We start from the raw sequence: 19529 nt of genomic DNA on the forward strand, positions 1-19529 counted from the left end.
CATGGAATGCTCCGCAAGCAATTCCCTATAGGTAGGCAACCTTTGCGCGCATATAGCGCAACTCTTCGATAAGCTCTGCCTGTGTTTTTTCGTGGTCGGGTTTATCGGCGATGAAGGGGTTTTTGCGGTGGTCGGTCATGGTTTTGGATTGGGGATGTTCGAGTGCGCCGATGCCGCCTTCTTGATAGGCGCGTATCCATCGTCGCAGGTGGGTTCGTGAGATGCCGTAGTGGTCTGCAGTACGCTGTTGGCTGCGTATGTGCAGGTAGTGGAGTACGGCTTGGTATTTGAAGTGTAATGTATATTTGCTCATAAAAAAACTGCACCTTGTGAGTTGGAGGGGGGATGTCCAACTTTTGGGGTGCAGTTCAACCCGTTTTCGGGTTTCAGACAGCCTTTTTTATTGCCTTACAACGGTTAGAACTTACCGTTCAGCTTCAGGAATATGCCTTTGTCGGTGCCGGAGAAGGCGTTGCGGCCGACATAGCCGCCCAGCGACAGCACGGCGGAGGGGCTGAAGGCGTAGTCTACGCCGGTCTGTACGGACGGACGGGTACGCGAGGTTTCACGCTCCGTTTCATATTTGCCGAAGAAAGGAACCTCGGCGGTGAAGCGGGCTTTGCCTCCGCCCACGCGCTGTGCAACTTCCGCATTGCCGTACCATGCCAGTTTGCCGGTCAGGGGCAGGCGGCCTTTTATGCCTGCCGCCAATGAGGTTTCCTTCAGCTTGGCCGCGCCGTAGGCAAACGGAAAGGACAGGCCTGCATCTTCGCTATAAGACGGGCGTTCGGCTTCGGTGCGGCGCAGCGCGGCGTACCAGCCTAAGGTTTTTTCTCCGGACGTGCCGTAGTCGCGGCCGGCCGTCAGGCTGTATGCGCGGCCTTTGGTGCGGACGGTGTTCTCGGGGCTTTCCGTGCCGTCCAGATGGGGGCGGCGGATGCGGGTTTTGTCCGTTTCGAAGGCGGCGGCGGGTACGGCATACCAACCCGCGCCGTTATGGAGGCGTGCGGACAGGCCGATGCCGACGCCGGATTTCAGGCGGTGACTGCCGTTTTCTTCGGCACGGGCGGGAACCGCCAGGGAGACGGCGGCATCGAAGTTGTCGGTGAAGCCGTAGCCAAAGGCGAAGTCTGCGCCGCGCGAGCTTGCGCCGTGTCCTATGTCGCGGCGGTATCCGGCGCTGTAGCAGAATTTGCCGCCGTCGGCGCGGCAGCCGCCCAGCAGGTTTTCAGCCGCGCGGGCGCGCTGCGCGAGCATGGCGGCGGTGTCGGCAGACAGCAGCGACAGGGAGGCGCGGGTGTTGGCGGTATCTGCCGCGCGGATGTTGAAGCTGCGCAGGTTCCAGACGACGGCGCGGGTGTTGCCGTTGTCGTTTTCTGCCTCTCCGACCGCAAAATTGCCGTCGGCGCTGATAGCAGATACTCGTGAATCACCTGAATTATCGGTTGTCAGTGTGCCGAGGTCGGTTTTGTCCGCCCAGTTACTGCCTGACCAGACGACGGCACGTCTTTCGTCGTCGTCATTGAATGCATATCCGCCCAGAACAGAACCGTCGCCGTTGGCAGCGTATGCTGCGGAAGAACCGGAGTTGTCTTTTTTCAGCGTGCCGAGGTCGGTTTTCTCCGTCCAGCCGCTGCCATACCAGGCGACGGCCCGTTCTTCGTATATGTAGCGGTCTGACTTTCCGACCACCACCGAGCCGTCGCCACTGATGCCGTATCCGTACGATCTGCCGTAATTTTCGGTTCTGAGCGTACCGAGGTCGGTTATGGTGCTCCAGTCTTTGCCTGACCAAGTAACGGCCCGGAATCTGTCAGAGTCGTCCGTCGAGGTTCCAACCACTACCGAACCGTTGCTGCTGATGGCGTGACCGTACGAAATGCCGGAATTGCCGGTTTCCAGTGTGCCGAGGTCGGTTTTAGTGGCCCAGTTGCTGCCCGACCAGACGGTGGCGCGAGCAGAAGAGTTTTTGCCAGCTGCATATCCGGTTATTATTTTCCCGTCTCTGCTGACTGCATTTGCTCCAGAATCGCCTGAATTGTCATTTCTGTGCGTGCCGAGATCGATTTTTTTCTCCCAATTGTTACCATACCAGACGATGGCGTGAATTTTTCTGTTGTCGTCGATAGTATGTCCGACTACCACCGAGCCGTCACCGCTTACACCCGATGCACTTGGTTGAAGGTATGCCCCAGCGAGCAATTCATCATCAGTTTTCAGTGTGCCGAGGATGGTTTTTTTCGCCCAGTTAGTGCCCGACCAGACGGCGGCTTGTGTGCCGAGTCCTCCTACTACTATCGAACCGTTTCCGTTGATGGCGGTTGCATACGAACCATTATCTTCGATTTCGGTAATCTTATTAGGCGCGGCGGTGGCGGGCAGCGCGGCCAGCAGCGCGGCGAGGGTTAAAAGGCGGTGTACGGGAGATGGTTTTTGCATAGTCATGTTTTCCCTTTTTAGGTTATAAAATTCAGGTTATAAAATTCAGGTTATAAAAAGCGGCGGGTGTCCGCCGCAGCTTGGTTGGTGCTACACAAATGGCGCTATTATAGCAGTTTGGTATGCGATTTTTTGTGTGTTTTCAAAATTTTAAGAAATCAGATAAAACTTTTAAAAAGTTAAGGGCGGCAGGGAGGCCGTCTGAAAAACAGGGATGTTTTGTTTTCAGACGGCCTTAAGGTTTTACCGCTTACCGAACGGACAGGTTCAGATATAGAAATCCTGATTCATTTCCTCATAAAAATTCTGATTCATTTCCTCCGCCGGTTTGGCATACGATTTGTTGCCGACCACGCGGGCGGGCACGCCGACGACGGTGCTGTAGGCGGGCACTTCCGCCACCACCACGCTGCCCGCGCCGATTTTCGCGCATTCGTTCACGCGGATGTTGCCCAACACGGAGGCGTTCGCACCTATCATCACGCCGTCGCCGATTTTCGGGTGGCGGTCGCCGCCCTCTTTGCCCGAACCGCCGAGAGTTACGCCGTGAAGGATGGAAATGTCGTTGCCTAAAACGGCGGTTTCGCCGATAACGACGCCGGTGCCGTGGTCAATCATAATCCCCTGCCCGAAACGGGCGGCCGGATGGATATCGACGCCGAACACTTTGGAAGCGCGGTTTTGCAGGAAATAGGCCAGCGTTTTGCGCCCTTCCTTCCACAGACAGTGGTTGATGCGGTGCGCCTGAATGGCATGGTAGCCTTTGAAATACAAAAGCGGCAGGCAGTATTGGTCGCAGGCCGGGTCGCGTTCGTAATAGGCGGTGATGTCGGCGCGGACGGCTTCGTTGCGTATGGTCTGCCATAGGTTAAAATAGGTATTTTCCATTTTCAGACGGCCTCTGTTGCGTAAAAGCTGCGATTGTAGCCGAAAGAGTATGCACCCATGTGCAAAAGGCCGTCTGAAACGTAAACAACATTAAACAAGCCTTTCCTAGGAACACCCATGGCACTCCAATTTGAAATCAACGCCGTTACCCCCTTCCGTCAAAACTGCACGCTGATTTGGGACGATGAAACCAAAGAAGCCGTTTTGACCGATGTCGGCGGCGATGTACCCTATTTATTGCAACAAGTCCAAAACAAAGGCCTCAAGCTGACCGCCATTTGGCTGACCCACGGCCATCTTGACCACGCAGGCGGCGTGGTTGAACTTTTGAAAACCTGCGACGTACCCGTTCTCGGCCCGCACAAAGACGACGAATTCCTGCTCCAAGCCCTTCCGCAAACGACGGCGCAATACGGCTTCCCTGTTTCTCCGTCATTCACGCCGACACGCTGGCTGGAAGAAGGAGAAACGCTTAAGGTCGGCAACCATAGCTTCCAAGTCCTCCACATTCCCGGCCACACTCCCGGCCAAGTCGTTTTCTATAACGCCGAAAACGGTCTTTTAGTCGCAGGCGATGTTTTATTTTATGAGACCGTTGGTCGCACAGATTTTCCGCGCGGCAATCATGATGACCTCATAGACAATATCTGCGCTAAACTATTAACCCTGCCCGAAACCACGCAAGTTATAGCCGGACACGGCCGCATGACCAGTATCGGGCATGAGAAAAGGTACAATCCGTTTCTGGTTCGTTAATATGAATATTGTATAAAGCCAACATTCTGGCATACACAGATTATGCGTATAAAGGAAAACTGACATACAATTTGCAGGAATAACACCCGAAAGATTAAGTACCTAATCTCCGGCAAATGCCAAAAAGAACTAAAGCACAAAGATAACAAGGCATTACGCAATACAACCTGATTTATCAAAAACCGGACATCTCTAAACCCCAAGCCTTACTCGCAGTGAAATTGTTACAAAGTGACAATAAATGTCAGTCAGGCCGTCTGAACGGTTCTGCCGATTCAGGCGGATACAACGGAGATGAGGTGCAATGCCCTGCCGGAATGTGCCGATGTTCTGTTTGTCAAACCGTCGGGGACATCTTTAAGAAGCACAACATTATTTGGGTAAACCGGCAAACTCGCTGCCGGCACTAACAGGCCGTCTGAAAAGTTCGGCCGGTAAAATCAATAAAAGGATTATCAAATGAAAAAAATCGCAAAAGTGGGCTTCGTCCTGCTGGCTACCGGCCTGCTGGCCGCCTGTGCTACTAAGAGCAAAATCACTCCTGAAGGCACTACAGACGAGCCACGCTTCCCTAAACCTTACTCCCTGACCTTCAACAAAGACCGCGGTACATTCCCGACTTTTGACGAGCTGGATCAAATGCGTCCCGGCCTGACCAAAGACGACATCTACAAAATCCTCGGCCGTCCTCACTACGACGAAGGCATGGGCGTGCGTGAATGGGACTACCTGTTCCACTTCTACACCCCAGGCGTAGGTGTTGACCCTGAAAACACTTCCGGCGTTGAAGGCATCACTACTTGCCAATACAAAGTGATCTTCGACAAAGACAAATTTGCACGCAGCTTCTTCTGGAATCCAGTATTCCCTAAAGATGCCGTATGTCCTCCTCCAGCACCTACACCTAAACAAGAGCCTCAAGTGATCATCCGCGAGATCATTAAAGAAGCTCCTGAACGCATCCGTCAATAAGGACAAATTTGAAACGGATTCTATTGGGTATAGCTTTGGCAGCAGGTCTGAATTCTTTGGCCGCTGCCGATGCTGTCAGTGACTATATCCAACGCAAAAAAGTTGTGGTCAATACAGCTAAGGCGGAGCTTTGCTTTGCCGATGACGGTCAGTGCCATCCGGTACTGATTGGCAAGACCACGCCGAAAGGCAAATTCAATATGACGCCGATGATGACCAGCAAACCGGGTTACGGTGGCGAAGTTATCGGCTTCAAAGAAGAAAATGACTTTCTGTTTGCGTTACATAGGGTATGGACGCTCAAGCCACAAGAAAGACGCATGGAACGCATCGTCTCCCCTCATGTGGCCGACCGCATCATAACCAATGGTTGTATCAACGTACAAAGCCATGTGTACGAAAAACTGCGTCAGTACTTCATTTTAGAAATCATCTGATGTAGGCTTTAGTTTGAATAAAGGCCGTCTGAATATTTTTCAGACGGCCTTTTCTTTTTATTAGTAAAACCTTTTATGTTTGGATATATTGATACGGTCTTAGACAGCGCGGCAACTTTGTTGAAGCTGCTGATTCAGGAAAAGAAAACTCTATCAATCTAACGCGTAAATCTAAAAGAAAGGCTGCCTAAAAATTCAGGCAGCCTTTATTGTTTACAAACAAAGAATATGTTAACCTCTTGTTATCGAATAGACTTAATCATTCGTAATATTATTTCACAAAGCAAAAAGGACTCTATCTTATGAACCGTCGTCAATTTATCGGCAGCGCTGCTGCTGTTTCCCTCACCGCCGCCGCTTCTTTCGCCCGTGCTCACGACCATGCAGGCCATGCACACCACGCCGGTCATGCTGGTCACGCGCATTCTGCACCGCGCGCCTACGAAGCTGCGCGCAAAGCGGCCGCACATTGCGTTGAAGCCGGCCAAATCTGTTTGGCGCACTGCATCGCCCTGTTGAGCGAAGGCGATACTTCCATGAAAGACTGCGCAGCCGGCGCTAACCAAATGTTGGCACTGTGCGGCACATTGCAAAACCTCGCTGCCCAAAATTCACGCCTGACCCCGTCTTTGGCAAAAGTGTGCATCGAAGCCTGCAAACAATGTGCTGCCGCCTGCAAAGAACACGCCGGCCACCACGCTGAATGCAAAGCCTGCTACGAATCTTGCTTGGCTTGCATTAAAGAATGCGAAAAAATTGCCGCTTAATCAATATTAAAAAAGGCCGTCTGAATTTCAGACGGCCTTTTATTTTGCTATTTTGTTCACGCTATTCGGCTGCAAGCTCTTGCTCATCCAGCAGTTTTTTCCGAACAGTCGCAGGATTGCCCGCAGCCACGCAATAAGGCGGCACATCTTTGGTAACCACCGACCCTGCACCGATTACCGCACCCTTGCCGATGGTAACGCCGCCCATAATAATCGCACGCCGACCAATCCAGACATCATCTTCAATCACAATCGGGCTGATATCTGTATAACCTTCAAAGCGACGGGTTTCAGGGTTGAATTTGTGGTTGGTCGAATAAAACAGGCATTCCGGCCCCATTATCACGTTCTTGCCGAGGGTCAAACCGCGACAGATTTCGCAATTTACGCCGATACCCGAATTGTCGCCGATTACCGTATCTGGAAAAACATATCCGCCTTTTTCAATATTGACGTTTTTGCCGATGTTTGGGGAAATGCACGCAGCCAAAGCGGCGCGGAATTTTTGCGCAATCCGGCCGAAGGGTTTGCAATAAGACGGAGGCAACATTCCTCCCCAGACACGCAAAATACGCGTCAATATCCTTTTTTGCATGGATTCCGTCTCCTGTTCGTAAAAGCGTAAATATTAATCAGACTATTATTTTTCTTAAAGTTTCACATCTAGAAGAGGTTTTACATCCTCTTTTCAGTTGGACTACAGCCCAATTACACAATATTTAGTTTGAAACTCTATTCTAAACTGTTCTCGCCTGTTGCGAAACTGCCCTGCATACAAAATATCCTCTTGACGAAACAGCCAAAAATAGCGAAAATCCCACACTTAACTGAAGTACAGGCAAAACCCCTGTGCCCGCTTAATCGAAAGGAAATCAAATGAAACAAGGTATTCACCCGAACTACCACGAAATCAACGTTACCTGCTCTTGCGGCAACAAATTCGTGACCAAATCCGCAATGGAAAAAGACAGCTTCAACGTTGAGGTTTGCTCTCTGTGCCACCCTTTCTACACCGGTACTCAAAAAATCGTCGACACTACCGGTCGTGTGGACAAATTCAACAACAAATTCGGCAACCTGTTCAAACGCTAATTGCCGCTTTGTCAAAAAGACTGCTTCGTGCAGTCTTTTTTGCATTCAGGCCGTCTGAAACATTTCTTTCAGACGGCCTGAGCTTTTTGTCGTCAACCGAATGCCATATCATTCCAACCAAACACCCGATAAAAACGAGCCGTAAGCATTATTTTACAAAGCTCCCCGGTCCGGCATATCGCGCAAACCCGTCAAACCCTGTACCATTGCTATTCAAACCAACCGTTTTTTGACCTTCCATGCTGACTTACACACCGCCCGATCCGCGCCGCCCCCAAAAAACCCATGAAAAACCATGGCTTCTGCTGCTGATGGCCTTTGCCTGGCTGTGGCCGGGCGTGTTTTCGCATGACTTGTGGAACCCTGCCGAACCCTCCCTCTTTACCGCCTCCGAGTCCATGAAAAACGGCGGCAGCCTGCTGATTGCACAAATCTTCGGCCAACCCGATTTCACCATCTCCCCTGCTTTTTTGTGGGCGGCAACCGCATTCCAAACCCTGTTTTCGCCTTGGGCGGCCGATGCCTATGATGCCGCACGTTTTGCCGGCGTGGTATTTACCGCCATCGGACTGACCGCCTGCGGTTTTGCCGGCTTCAACTTTCTCGGCAGACACCACGGCCGCAGCGTTGTCTTAATCCTTATCGGCAGCATCGGTTTGCTGCCCATCGCCCACTTCCTCAATCCCATGTCGGCCGCCTTTGCCGCGTTTGGATTGATTCTGTGCGGCTTTTCACTGGCACGCTGCCGCGTCATTATCGCCATTTTACTGTTGTGCGGCGGCTGGGTTTTACTCTCCCTCTCCTCAGGCTACCTGCTGACCGCGGCCATGATGTTTTTGGCACTTGCCCTGTCGTTCCATTCCACTTGGCAAAGCAAACGCTATTTGCTGACCCTGATTGGTGCCATCGTCGTTTCCCTGCCCCTGCTGATTCTGTATCCGCTGGTTTTATCCAAAACCAATCCCGAATGGTTTGATATTTGGTTCAACCATTATTCCTTAGGCGTATTCGGCGGTTTCCATCAGATTCAGACGGCCTTCAGCCTGCCCTATTATCTGAAAAACCTGCTGTGGTTTACCCTGCCTGCTTGGCCACTGGCAGCATGGACGCTCAGCCGCACACGTATCCACAATAAAAACTGGGGCATTCTGAGCCTGTCGTGGCTGGTTATCATGACAGCCCTGCTCGCCATCAACCCGCAACGCCTGCAAGACAACCTCGTTTGGCTGTTGCCACCGCTCGCCCTGCTCGGTGCGGCACAACTGGACGGCCTGCGTCGCGGTGCAGCGGCATTTATCAACTGGTTCGGCATCATGGCATTCGGTCTGATTGCCGCCTTCCTGTGGCTGGGCTTCTTCGCCATGAACTACGGCTGGCCTGCCAAACTGGCCGAACGCGCCGCCTATTTCAGCCCATATTACATCCCCGACATCGATCCGATTCCGATGACCGTCGCCCTGCTGTTTACCCCGTTGTGGCTCTGGGCGATTACGCGTAAAAACATCCGCGGCCGCCAAGCCGTGACCAACTGGGCGGCCGGCGTTACCTTGGCTTGGGCCTTGCTGATGACCCTGTTTTTACCGTGGCTCAACGCCGCCAAAAGCCATGCGCCGGTGGTTCACCAAATGGAAGCCGCGCTTTCTTCCGAATTGAAACAGAAACTTTCAGACGGCCTCGAATGTATCAGCATCGACGGCCAAGACCAGCGCACACGCATCGCGTGGACACAATACAGCCATATTAAAACCACGACCGACAACCCGTCCTGCCGCTACCGCCTCATCCGCCAAGCCGCCAATGTCGGCGCACCTTCGGGCTGGCAAACCTTGTGGCAAGGCGCAAGACCGCGTAACAAAGCCGAGACTTTCCTATTGCTGGAAAAAACTGCGGCGCAATAAATCCGTGACACTAGCCATAAAGCTGAATATTCCTGCTACATTCAAATAAAAGGCCGTCTGAAAGAACTTTTATCCTTTCAGACGGCCTTTGACTCACTTTAACACCGCTTCCCGTACAATGGCCCTTTTCCCTTATCTGCCTAAAAATATGAAGCCCAACCGCCTTTTGCCCCTCGTCCTCTTATTGACCGCCCTCTCCGCTCATGCCAAAGATTTCATCATCTACGACCGCATGGACTACGTCGGCAAACCCGACCTGACCGCCGACAAACTCTCCAAAGTGTTCTTGGTTTACGAAAGCGAGCTGGTCAAACCCGATCCGACGGGCAAACGCAAACACGGCGTACTCAATGAAGCGCGTATCCGCGAATTGGCCAAGCAATCGCGCCGCGAAGGCTACCGCACCATTTCTACCGACATCGAAAGCTGGTTTGCCGAAAAAGACGGCCAACTGCTGACACCCGACGAATTGAGAACCGACTTCGAACGGATGTACCAAATCTTCAGAGAAGAAAACCCGCGCGCCGTCATCAGCAACTACGGCATGCCTTCCGAACACCTGCACGGCATCCGCCACTACCGCCCCAACGTTGACAACGAAGCCATCTTGGCCAAATGGCGGCAAGTCAGCAAACGCCGTGCGCCCACTGCCGCCATCAGCGACTATGCCAATCCTGTGTTCTACATCACTTCCCCCGATTTGGTGCAATGGGAAAAAGACGTGAAAACCGCCGTTGACGACATCCATCAACGCTTTCCCAACAAAAAAATCATCGGCTACATCTGGCCGCAATATTATTCGGCCACCAACAGCCCTTATTTCAAACAGTTCATTGATCCCGTCCGCTGGCGCCAAATGCTCGAAATCAGCAAAAAATACACCGACGGCGTGATTATCTGGTCAGACAAGCGCGATGAAAACAACCAAATCGTGCGTTGGAACGATCCGCGCATCCAAGCCACGATGAAAGCGACTCAAGCCTTCATCAATGCCAATACCAAAGAAATCAAGGTGGAAGGTTTGCAGAAATATTAAAAACAAGGCGGGCATGTTTTCCCGCCTCTTTATATACCTACACATCTGTCTGTATGTTTGACACAACACGCGACAAAACGACCGTACCACCAATGCTTCTGCATTCTTTCACACGTTTTTACCCGTTATTCCTACGCGCAGGCCGTCTGAAAATTGCCCGAATATCCAATACCCTTTACAATACACGTAATTAAAATACATTTTTTGATACCCCCTCTCCTGCATGAGTTCCACACCCTTCATCGAAATGAAAGACGTTGCCTTCGCATATGGTGACCGTCCTATTCTAAACAACATCAACTTCAGCATTCCACAAGGCAATTTCGCCGCCGTAATGGGTGGTTCGGGCAGCGGTAAAACCACGCTGATGCGCCTGATTACGGGTCAAATTCACCCGCAATCGGGCAAAGTGCTGATTGAAGGGCGAGATTTGGCCGCATTTTCGGCGCAGGAGCTATACGAACACCGCCGCCGCATGGGCGTTTTGTTCCAACACGGCGCATTGTTCACCGACTTGTCCGTCTTCGACAACATCGCCTTCCCCATGCGCGAGCTGACGGATTTGCCCGAAGCGGTCATCCGCGATTTAGTATTGCTGAAACTGAATGCAGTCGGTTTGCGCGGTGTTGAAAACCTGATGCCTTCCGAGCTTTCCGGCGGTATGTCACGCCGTGTCGCCCTCGCGCGTACGATTGCGCTCGACCCTGAAATCATGTTGTATGACGAGCCTTTCACCGGCCTCGACCCGATTTCGTTGGGCGTTATCGCCCACCTCATCAGCCGTGCCAACAAAGCCCTGCGCTCAACCAGCGTGATGGTAACGCATGATATTGAAAAATCGCTGGAAATCGTCGATCAAGTCATTTTCCTGGCACACGGCGAAATCATGTTCTCCGGCTCGCCCGAAGAAATGCGCGAACTCGACTCGCCTTGGGTGCGCCAGTTTGTCGGCGGCTTGGCAGACGGTCCTGTCGCCTACCGCTATCCGGCGCAAACGACTTTAAAACAAGACTTGCTGGGCTGATGTTCAGACGGCCTGAAACTTAAACAAGGCCGTCTGAAAACCATTTAACCAATCAACTGAAACCTATGAATTTTATCCGTTCCGTCGGGGCAAAAACCCTCGGCTTCATCCAATCGCTGGGCAGCATTACGCTGTTTTTCCTGCATATCCTGGCCAAATCAGGCACGGCATTCGCCCGTCCGCGCCTGAGCATCCGCCAGATTTACTTTGCAGGCGTGTTGTCTGTCCTGATTGTTGCCGTGTCCGGCCTGTTTGTCGGCATGGTATTGGGCTTACAAGGCTATACGCAGCTGGCAAAATTCAAATCCGCCGATATTTTGGGCTATATGGTTGCCGCTTCCCTGTTGCGCGAATTGGGTCCCGTATTGGCAGCCATCCTGTTTGCCAGCAGTGCGGGCGGTGCCATGACCAGCGAAATCGGCTTGATGAAAACCACCGAGCAGCTTGAAGCAATGAACGTGATGGCAGTCGACCCTGTGGCACGCGTGGTTGCGCCGCGCTTTTGGGCGGGCGTGTTTTCCATGCCCTTGCTGGCTTCGATTTTCAACGTTGCCGGCATTTACGGCGCGTATTTGGTCGGCGTCGAATGGCTGGGTTTGGACGGCGGTATTTTCTGGTCGCAAATGCAAAACAACATTACCTTCCATTACGACGTACTCAACGGCTTAATCAAATCCGCCGCTTTCGGCGTAGCCGTTACGCTGATCGCCGTACATCAGGGCTTCCACTGCGTACCGACTTCCGAAGGTATTTTGCGTGCCAGTACACGCACCGTAGTGTCTTCCGCCCTGACCATCCTCGCTGTCGACTTCATGTTGACCGCATGGATGTTTACCGACTAAAGGCCGTCTGAAACGACACTTAGAAAAGAATGAAACAAGGACAATAGCACATGAAAAAAAATGCTTTGGAATTTTGGGTAGGACTGTTTGTCTTACTGGGCGCGGCCGCTATCGGCTTTCTCGCCTTCCGCGCCGCCGGCGGACAATCGTTCGGCAAATCCTCTCAAACCTACACCGTCTATGCCGATTTCAGCGACATCGGCGGCTTGAAAACCAACGCCCCGGTCAAATCCGCAGGCGTACTGGTGGGCCGCGTTGCCTCTATTCAGCTCGACCCTAAATCTTATCAGGCAAAAGTCGCCCTCAATCTGGACAGCCAATATCAGTTCAGCAGCGACGTTTCCGCACAAATCCTGACTTCAGGCCTGTTGGGCGAACAATACATCGGCCTGCAACAAGGCGGCGATACTGATTCTTTGGCGGCAGGCGATACCATTACCGTCACCAGCTCCGCCATGGTTTTGGAAAACCTTATCGGCAAATTCATGACCAGCTTTGCCGAAAAAAACGCAGATAGTGAATCTGCCGGTCAAAACAAACAATAAACACATATCAACCCAATATTCAGGACACTCCCATGAAAAAAACTTCCTTCATCAGCGCATTGAGCATCGGCGTATTGAGCATCAGCATGGCATTTGCCTCTCCTGCCGACGCAGTCAACCAAGTCCGTGAAAACTCCGTTCAAGTGCTGAAAATCCTCAACAGCGGCGAGGCCAACACCGCACGCCAAAAAGCTGAAGCCTACGCCATCCCTTACTTCGACTTCCAACGCATGACCGCTTTGGCCGTCGGCAACCCATGGCGTACTGCGACTGACGCACAAAAACAAGCGTTGACCAAAGAGTTCCAAACCCTGCTGATCCGCACCTACTCCGGCACCATGCTGAAATTCAAAAACGCCAAGGTCAACATCAAAGACAACCCTGTCGTAAACAAAGACGGTAAAGAAATCGTTGTCCGCGCCGAAATCAATGTTTCCGGCCAAAAACCGGTCAACATGGACTTCACCACCTACCAAAGCGGCAGCAAATACCGAGCATACAATGTCGCAGTCGAAGGCGCAAGCTTGGTTACCGTATACCGCAACCAATTCGGCGAAACCATCAAAGCCAAAGGCATCGACGGCCTAATTGCCGACTTGAAAGCCAAAAACGGCGGTAAATAATCCACCCACACACCATGCCGCCTGATGTTCAGACGGCATGGTGCCTTACATCATAAAGACACCATGCAAACAGAAATCCGCAACGGCACGCTCTACATCAGCGGCGACGTTACCGTCAAAACCCTGACTGCCTCCGCCTTTGCGCGCTACGAACAGCAATGCCGTCTGAAAGAAACAGACAGCATAGACTTCAGCCAAGTAGGCAAAGCAGATTCCGCCTGCGTTTCCCTGCTACTCAACGCTCTGCGCCGGACAGACAAAAAACCAACCATTCAAAATATTCCCGATTCCGTCCGCGCACTGGCCGAACTTTACGAAATCAAAGACTGGTTGCAATCATGAAAAAAACCACCGCTTCCCTCTGCCTCCTCATCAGCCTTGCCTCCACTCCCGCACTTGCCGAACGCAATCCGGCCGACCCTTACGAAGGCTACAACCGTACCGTTTCCAAGTTCAACGACAAAGCAGACAAATACGTCCTTTCCCCTGTCGCACGCGGCTATCGCAAAGTAACGCCCAAACCGGTGCGTACCGGCGTGAGCAACTTCTTCAACAACCTGCGCGATGTCGTCAGCTTCGGTAGTAATGTTCTGCGCCTTGATGTCAAACGCGCCAGCGAAGACCTCGTCCGCGTCGGCATCAACACCACCTTCGGCCTTGGCGGTTTAATCGACGTAGCCGGTGCAGGCGGCGTACCCAGCAATAAAAACACCCTCGGCGATACCTTCGCCTCATGGGGCTGGAAAAACAGCAACTACTTCGTTGTCCCCCTACTCGGCCCGTCGACCGTACGCGATACCGTCGGCAACGCCGTTACCACCGTCTATCCGGTTAAAAACGCCGTCTTTCACACCAGTGCAGGACGCTGGGGCACAACCGGTCTGCAAGCCATCAATACCCGTGAAGAACTGCTAGACCTGACCGACAGCCTCGAAGGTGCAGCCATCGACAAATACAGCTACACACGCGACCTTTACATGAAAGTCCGCACCCAACAAACCGGCGGCACGCTCCCTCAAAGCGAAGACGACAACATCGACATCGACGACTTGGTGGACAGCAACGCCTCTTCCGAACCGGTAGCAGCACCCCAAACCGCTCCGGCAGAAATCCCCGATACAGCCAACCCTCAAACCCTGTATCAAACACCATCAGAAAATCCCTGATGGTTTCCATAAATTAAAGGCCGTCTGAAATTCAGACGGCCTTTATCCCCCAAAAGATAGCCAGTCCACCACCTTTGCTATATCATTCAACTATACAGAAACCAAGGAAAACACCATGTACGAAGTCAACCGCAGCGTCTTCCTGCTTATCCCCCTTGATCCTTTTTGGAACTGGCTGAAATCCCTGCCCGGCAATCACTTGGACGGCCTGACGCTTGAAGATATCCAAGCCGATGCCAATTCCTACCTCGTTCGCCCGTGCGAAACTGCAGACGAAGTATGGGACGAAATCGAAGCGCGTTTTGAAGATATTTTTGCTGCCGAATTGGCCGACTGGTGCGAAGACGAAAGCGAATGGCCGGATTTGGACGCCGACATTTTCAACGAATGGTTCGACATCCAACTCTCCACCGTGATTACCGACCTTGAACACGAACCCATCGCACGCGAAGAGTTCCAACCCATCAATCTCAACTGATGAAACTGACCGTCCGCAACTACCATCTCGACGGCTACGGCCACGTCAACAATGCGCGCTATCTCGAATTTCTCGAAGAAGCGCGCTGGACGTTTTTCCAAGAGCATGACCTTCTGTCCGAACTCAAAGGCATCATGCTCGTTGTTGCACGCGTTGATATCCACTATCGCCGCCCGTCACTTGAAGGCGATGTCTTGACCTTTACAGGCCGTCTGAAAGACATCGGCACACGCCACATCATCCTTAGCCAAACCGCAACTCTGCCCAACGGCAAAGCCGCCATTGAAGCCGAAGTTACCCTTATGCCCGTCAGCAGTGAAAGCGGCCGCAGCATCAGCGTTCCCCAAACCTTAGCACACGCAATTCAAAATCTCGAATCATGAAAAAAATACTCACACTCCTCATCGTTGCCATGATTGGCGCGCTTCTCACCTTTGTCCTTATCCCCAGCAACAAAGCCGCCCCTGATTTCGCCCTGCCCGATCTGCAAGGCAAAACCATTACCAACGCCGATTTAAAAGACAAAGTTACCCTCATTAACTTCTGGTTTCCCTCCTGTCCCGGTTGCGTGAGCGAAATGCCTAAAATCATCAAAACCGCCCAAGACTATCAAGGCAAAAACTTCCAAGTCCTCGGCATTGCCCAGCCCATCGACCCTATTGAGAGCGTCCATCAGTACGTCAAAGAATACGGCCTGCCTTTCACCGTCATGTACGATGCCGACAAAACTGCCGCAAAAGCCTTTGGCACACAGGTTTACCCTACTTCCGTCCTGATCGACAAAAACGGTAACATCCTCAAAACCTACGTCGGCGAACCCAATTTCTCCCAACTTTATCAAGAAATCGACCAAGCCCTCGCCCAATAAATCCAAGGCCGTCTGAAACCATATTTCAGACGGCCTAAAACCGAAATATCCTTTATAATAAGCAACATTTTATCCGTTCAGACACCAAGCTCCTCTATTAACAAAGGCCGTCTGAAACAACCGAATACCCGTAAGAGAACATCATGAAATTCATCGACGAAGCAAAAATCGAAGTCGCCGCAGGCAAAGGCGGTAATGGCGCAACCAGTTTCCGCCGCGAAAAATTCGTACCGCGCGGTGGTCCCGATGGCGGCGACGGCGGCAAAGGCGGCAGCGTTTGGGCAGAAGCCGACGAAAACACCAACACCCTCGTCGAATACCGCTTCGTCAAACGCTACCAAGCCAAAAATGGCGAAAAAGGCCACGGCTCCGACCGCTACGGCGCAGGTGCGGACGACATCGTCCTCAAAATGCCCGTCGGCACCCTTATCCGCGACCTCGATACCGACGAAATCGTTGCCGACCTCACTTATCACGGCCAACGTGTCTGCCTCGCCAAAGGCGGCAAAGGCGGCTTGGGAAACATCCACTTCAAATCGTCCGTCAACCGCGCCCCGAAACAATCCACACCCGGCGAAGAAGGCGAAACCCGCTCCCTACAACTCGAGCTTAAAGTCCTCGCCGATGTCGGCTTATTAGGCATGCCAAACGCCGGCAAATCCACCCTGATTACCGCCGTATCCGCCGCACGCCCCAAAATTGCCAACTACCCCTTCACCACCCTGCATCCAAACTTGGGCGTCGTGCGCATCGACGAAAACCACAGCTTCGTCATGGCCGACATCCCCGGCCTGATTGAAGGCGCGGCAGAAGGCGCAGGCCTCGGCCACCGCTTCCTCAAACACTTATCGCGCACCGGCCTGCTGTTGCACGTCGTCGATTTGGCCCCATTCGACGAAGCCGTCAACCCAGCAGAAGAAGCCCTCGCCATCATCAACGAATTGCGCAAATACGACGAAGAACTCTACGACAAACCGCGCTGGCTGGTGCTGAACAAACTCGACATGCTCGACGAAGAAGAAGCCCAAGCACGCACCGCCGCCTTCCTCGAAGCCATCGGCTGGGATTACCCCAAACCCGACGACCGTTTCCAATTCGACATGGAAACCCCGCGCCTCTTCCAAATCAGCGCACTGACCCACCAAGGTACGCAGGAATTGGTACACCAAATCAACCAATACCTGACTGAGAAAAAACGCATTGAAGCCGAGAAAGCAGAAGCGGAACAGGCAGCCGCAAATGTTGAGATTGCCGAGCAGCAGCCTAAAACGGACACAGGTGTATTTAAGCCGGAGTAAAAAATTTCGGACGGCCTATTGATGACGTAAAAGGCCGTCTGAAATTCAACAAAGTATTCTTAGAAAGAATCGTAACTACCACGAACAAGCTAATCGTCTACGGGCGATTATTAAGTAACCGAATATGATATAGCCGCTTACGGGCGACTATGAGCAAGATATGTCCAAACCCTTTCTGAAATGGGCTGGAGGGAAGTATAAACTTGTCCCCTTTATTGAAACCCACATCCCCACAAAAAAACGAAAACGCCTGATTGAACCGTTTTCAGGCTCTGCTGCCTTATCACTGTCTTTGGATTTTGAGAGGTATTTGCTCAATGACATTAATACTGACTTGATTGTTCTGTTTTCAAACTTAAAAACAGAACAACATAGTTTTATCGACTACGCACATTCTTTCTTTATCCCTGAAAATAATAACGAAAAAAAATATTATGACTTACGTGACAGATTTAACCACAGTACTGACACCATTGAGCGCGCAGCTCTGTTTGTTTATCTGAACCGCCATGCCTTCAACGGATTGTGCCGTTACAACAGCAAAGGCTGTTTCAACGTACCGTTCGGACGCTACAAATCTCCTTATTTTCCCGAAACCGAAATGCAGGCTTTTGTACAGAAATCTGAACGGATAGATTTGACCTGCAGCGATTTCCAGACGGCATTAGATGCAGCGGAAGATGGCGACACCGTTTATTGCGACCCACCTTATGCACCTTTGAGCGAAACCTCGTCCTTTACCTCCTATTCCAAAAGCGGTTTCGATTTGGACGAACAAAAACGCTTGGCAGAAACTGCCAAACAAACAGCACGGCGGGCGCACGGTATTCTAATTTCCAATCACGATACCACATTTACCCGTGAGATTTACCGTGATGCTGTTATTAAAACAGTCGAAGTTCAACGCAGTATTGCCGCCAAAGGAAGCAGCAGGAAAAAAGTCGGAGAATTACTAGCAATTTATGAGTGAATTTAACAAAGTATCGGAAGAAGTAGCACATTATGGACGCAGTCTGAAAAAACTGGTTTCAGACGACTCCATTATTTATAACGAAGACTCTCTTCATGTGATGCGCCGTATCTTGGACAAACACTCGGATGGCTGTTTTGATATGATTTTTGCCGATCCTCCTTACTTTTTATCCAATGATGGCTTTACCTGCCAAAATGGGCAAATGGTTTCCGTCAATAAAGGTAGTTGGGATAAATCTAAAGGCATGGCGGCGGATTTAGTTTTTTACGAAGAATGGCTGCGCTTATGCTATGCCTTGCTAAAACCGAACGGCACGATTTGGGTATGTGGCACATTTCATAATATTTATCTGATCGGCTACTTAATGCAGACCATCGGGTATCATATTCTGAACAATATTACCTGGGAAAAACCTAATCCCCCGCCTAATTTGTCCTGCCGATTTTTTACCCATTCCACCGAAACACTGTTATGGGCAAAGAAAGATAAGAAGGCAAAGCATATTTTCCATTACGACATGATGAAAATACAAAACAATGGCAAACAAATGAAAAGTGTCTGGATGTTCCCGCCACCAAACAAAACGGAAAAAACGCTCGGTAAACACCCAACGCAAAAACCGCTAGCATTGCTAGAGCGCTGTATATTAGCTGCATCTAATGTTGGCGATTTGATTTTCGATCCATTTATGGGCAGTGGAACAACAGGCGTTGCTGCTATAAAAAATGGACGGAAATTTTGCGGATGTGAGATGAAGCAAAATTTTTTTGAATTGGCAGAGAAAAGGATAACTAATGGAACGTAGAGAGGCTATTGTGAAAATGCAGGATTTACTTGGAAAGAACCTACATGATTTAGCAAGAGAATATAATGTTACTGTCTATGCTCCATCAGGAAAAGTTAATAAAGGTTGGGCGGGACATGTAGTAGAACGTTTTTTGGAGTTGCCGTTAAATTCTGCCCAATCACCCAACTTCGGTTCATGGGAATTAAAATCTATCCCAATAAAAACCCTAAGAAATGGTAGATTAGCATTCAAAGAAACGATGGCTATTACTATGATTGATCCTGTCAATGTTTGTCAGAAAGAATTTGAAGATAGCCACTTACTATCGAAATTAAAAAAAGCAGTCGTTGTTGCAAGAACTATTGGGAGAACTGTTGATGACCCTAGTTTTGTTTATGATATTGTCGAATTTGATTTGAATGAAAGTTCTGATTTATATGAATCAGTAAAAGCTGATTACAATTTAGTACGTCAGACCATTCTAGACCCAAATAAAGGATTTAATTTCCTGACAGGCAAGATGGGTATATATATCCAACCAAGAACAAAAGGATCAGGGCATGGTTCTACATCCAGAGCATTTTATGCTCGTCCTTCATTTTTGGCTAAATTCATTAATTTAAATAGTACAGAAAATTAA

At 50.9% G+C, this 19529-nt stretch carries 23 protein-coding genes and 1 pseudogene; 20 read left to right on the plus strand and 4 right to left on the minus strand.

Annotation, left to right across the window (positions count from 1 at the left end):
* Positions 1-25: 25 nt before the first annotated feature.
* The 3 genes and pseudogenes from HMPREF3052_RS02165 to cysE form a co-directional block, all read right to left on the minus strand.
* Entirely contained in the window at positions 26-313 is a 288-nt protein-coding gene (locus HMPREF3052_RS02165) for a helix-turn-helix domain-containing protein (protein WP_070748215.1), read from the minus strand.
* A gap of 104 nt (positions 314-417) precedes the next feature.
* On the minus strand, positions 418-2445 hold the full coding sequence (locus HMPREF3052_RS02170; RefSeq protein WP_070748217.1) for an HAF repeat-containing protein: 2028 nt from the start codon (positions 2443-2445) through the stop codon (positions 418-420).
* A 261-nt stretch (positions 2446-2706) separates the two neighbouring features.
* Positions 2707-3273, minus strand: a pseudogene (gene cysE / locus HMPREF3052_RS02175) (serine O-acetyltransferase); the annotation flags it as partial.
* 171 nt (positions 3274-3444) lie between these two features.
* Between cysE and HMPREF3052_RS02180 the strand changes: the two are divergent.
* The 4 genes from HMPREF3052_RS02180 to HMPREF3052_RS02195 all read left to right on the plus strand — a co-directional run bounded on the left by HMPREF3052_RS02180 (position 3445) and on the right by HMPREF3052_RS02195 (position 6259).
* Complete coding sequence (locus tag HMPREF3052_RS02180) at positions 3445-4083, plus strand: MBL fold metallo-hydrolase (protein WP_070748219.1); 639 nt, start codon at positions 3445-3447, stop codon at positions 4081-4083.
* A 459-nt stretch (positions 4084-4542) separates the two neighbouring features.
* Positions 4543-5055 (plus strand): outer membrane protein assembly factor BamE, encoded by a 513-nt coding sequence (locus HMPREF3052_RS02185; protein WP_070748221.1) that lies wholly within the window; start codon positions 4543-4545, stop codon positions 5053-5055.
* An 8-nt stretch (positions 5056-5063) separates the two neighbouring features.
* Complete coding sequence (locus HMPREF3052_RS02190; RefSeq protein WP_070632731.1) at positions 5064-5492, plus strand: L,D-transpeptidase; 429 nt, start codon at positions 5064-5066, stop codon at positions 5490-5492.
* Between the two features lie 302 nt (positions 5493-5794).
* Positions 5795-6259 (plus strand): four-helix bundle copper-binding protein, encoded by a 465-nt coding sequence (locus HMPREF3052_RS02195; protein ID WP_070632729.1) that lies wholly within the window; start codon positions 5795-5797, stop codon positions 6257-6259.
* Positions 6260-6320: 61 nt separating this feature from the next.
* Here HMPREF3052_RS02195 and HMPREF3052_RS02200 read toward each other — a convergent pair whose 3' ends face one another.
* Positions 6321-6854 (minus strand): acyltransferase, encoded by a 534-nt coding sequence (locus HMPREF3052_RS02200; RefSeq protein WP_049350939.1) that lies wholly within the window; start codon positions 6852-6854, stop codon positions 6321-6323.
* A 281-nt stretch (positions 6855-7135) separates the two neighbouring features.
* On the opposite strand from HMPREF3052_RS02200, the gene rpmE reads away from it, so the two are divergent.
* From rpmE to HMPREF3052_RS11195, 16 genes are all read left to right on the plus strand, one after another.
* Entirely contained in the window at positions 7136-7351 is a 216-nt protein-coding gene (gene rpmE / locus HMPREF3052_RS02205; protein WP_003681847.1) for a 50S ribosomal protein L31, read from the plus strand.
* Between the two features lie 239 nt (positions 7352-7590).
* Entirely contained in the window at positions 7591-9249 is a 1659-nt protein-coding gene (locus tag HMPREF3052_RS02210) for an ArnT family glycosyltransferase (RefSeq protein ID WP_070748224.1), read from the plus strand.
* Between the two features lie 148 nt (positions 9250-9397).
* Complete coding sequence (locus HMPREF3052_RS02215; RefSeq protein WP_283126938.1) at positions 9398-10285, plus strand: hypothetical protein; 888 nt, start codon at positions 9398-9400, stop codon at positions 10283-10285.
* A 223-nt stretch (positions 10286-10508) separates the two neighbouring features.
* On the plus strand, positions 10509-11309 hold the full coding sequence (locus HMPREF3052_RS02220) for an ABC transporter ATP-binding protein (protein WP_070748228.1): 801 nt from the start codon (positions 10509-10511) through the stop codon (positions 11307-11309).
* 65 nt (positions 11310-11374) lie between these two features.
* Positions 11375-12151, plus strand: coding sequence for a lipid asymmetry maintenance ABC transporter permease subunit MlaE (gene mlaE, locus HMPREF3052_RS02225; RefSeq protein WP_070748229.1), 777 nt, complete (start codon positions 11375-11377; stop codon positions 12149-12151).
* Between the two features lie 50 nt (positions 12152-12201).
* Entirely contained in the window at positions 12202-12696 is a 495-nt protein-coding gene (mlaD, locus tag HMPREF3052_RS02230; RefSeq protein ID WP_049329454.1) for an outer membrane lipid asymmetry maintenance protein MlaD, read from the plus strand.
* A 32-nt stretch (positions 12697-12728) separates the two neighbouring features.
* Positions 12729-13319, plus strand: a complete 591-nt coding sequence (locus tag HMPREF3052_RS02235) for an MlaC/ttg2D family ABC transporter substrate-binding protein (RefSeq protein ID WP_070748231.1) — start codon at positions 12729-12731, stop codon at positions 13317-13319.
* Positions 13320-13382: 63 nt separating this feature from the next.
* Positions 13383-13661: an STAS domain-containing protein gene (locus HMPREF3052_RS02240; RefSeq protein WP_036493932.1), complete on the plus strand. Its 279-nt coding sequence runs from the start codon at positions 13383-13385 to the stop codon at positions 13659-13661.
* A complete protein-coding gene (locus tag HMPREF3052_RS02245; RefSeq protein WP_070748233.1) occupies positions 13658-14485 on the plus strand; it encodes an MlaA family lipoprotein in 828 nt (275 codons plus the stop codon). The genes HMPREF3052_RS02240 and HMPREF3052_RS02245 overlap by 4 nt, the downstream gene beginning before the upstream one ends.
* 115 nt (positions 14486-14600) lie before the next feature.
* Positions 14601-14963, plus strand: coding sequence for a hypothetical protein (locus HMPREF3052_RS02250; RefSeq protein ID WP_003681812.1), 363 nt, complete (start codon positions 14601-14603; stop codon positions 14961-14963).
* Positions 14963-15346 carry an acyl-CoA thioesterase gene (locus HMPREF3052_RS02255; protein ID WP_070748235.1) on the plus strand — a complete coding sequence of 128 codons (384 nt, stop codon included), beginning with the start codon at positions 14963-14965 and terminating at the stop codon, positions 15344-15346. Before HMPREF3052_RS02250 ends, HMPREF3052_RS02255 begins: the two co-directional genes overlap by 1 nt.
* On the plus strand, positions 15343-15831 hold the full coding sequence (locus tag HMPREF3052_RS02260) for a peroxiredoxin family protein (RefSeq protein WP_070748237.1): 489 nt from the start codon (positions 15343-15345) through the stop codon (positions 15829-15831). The genes HMPREF3052_RS02255 and HMPREF3052_RS02260 overlap by 4 nt, the downstream gene beginning before the upstream one ends.
* A gap of 143 nt (positions 15832-15974) precedes the next feature.
* Positions 15975-17129 (plus strand): GTPase ObgE, encoded by a 1155-nt coding sequence (obgE, locus tag HMPREF3052_RS02265; protein WP_070748240.1) that lies wholly within the window; start codon positions 15975-15977, stop codon positions 17127-17129.
* Between the two features lie 160 nt (positions 17130-17289).
* Positions 17290-18099, plus strand: coding sequence for a Dam family site-specific DNA-(adenine-N6)-methyltransferase (locus HMPREF3052_RS02270; protein ID WP_070748242.1), 810 nt, complete (start codon positions 17290-17292; stop codon positions 18097-18099).
* On the plus strand, positions 18092-18907 hold the full coding sequence (locus HMPREF3052_RS02275) for a DNA-methyltransferase (RefSeq protein ID WP_070748244.1): 816 nt from the start codon (positions 18092-18094) through the stop codon (positions 18905-18907). Before HMPREF3052_RS02270 ends, HMPREF3052_RS02275 begins: the two co-directional genes overlap by 8 nt.
* On the plus strand, positions 18897-19529 hold the full coding sequence (locus tag HMPREF3052_RS11195; protein WP_083318768.1) for a MutH/Sau3AI family endonuclease: 633 nt from the start codon (positions 18897-18899) through the stop codon (positions 19527-19529). The genes HMPREF3052_RS02275 and HMPREF3052_RS11195 overlap by 11 nt, the downstream gene beginning before the upstream one ends.

The sequence above is a fragment of the Neisseria sp. HMSC056A03 genome, from assembly GCF_001815685.1.
GTDB classification, from domain to species: domain Bacteria; phylum Pseudomonadota; class Gammaproteobacteria; order Burkholderiales; family Neisseriaceae; genus Neisseria; species Neisseria subflava.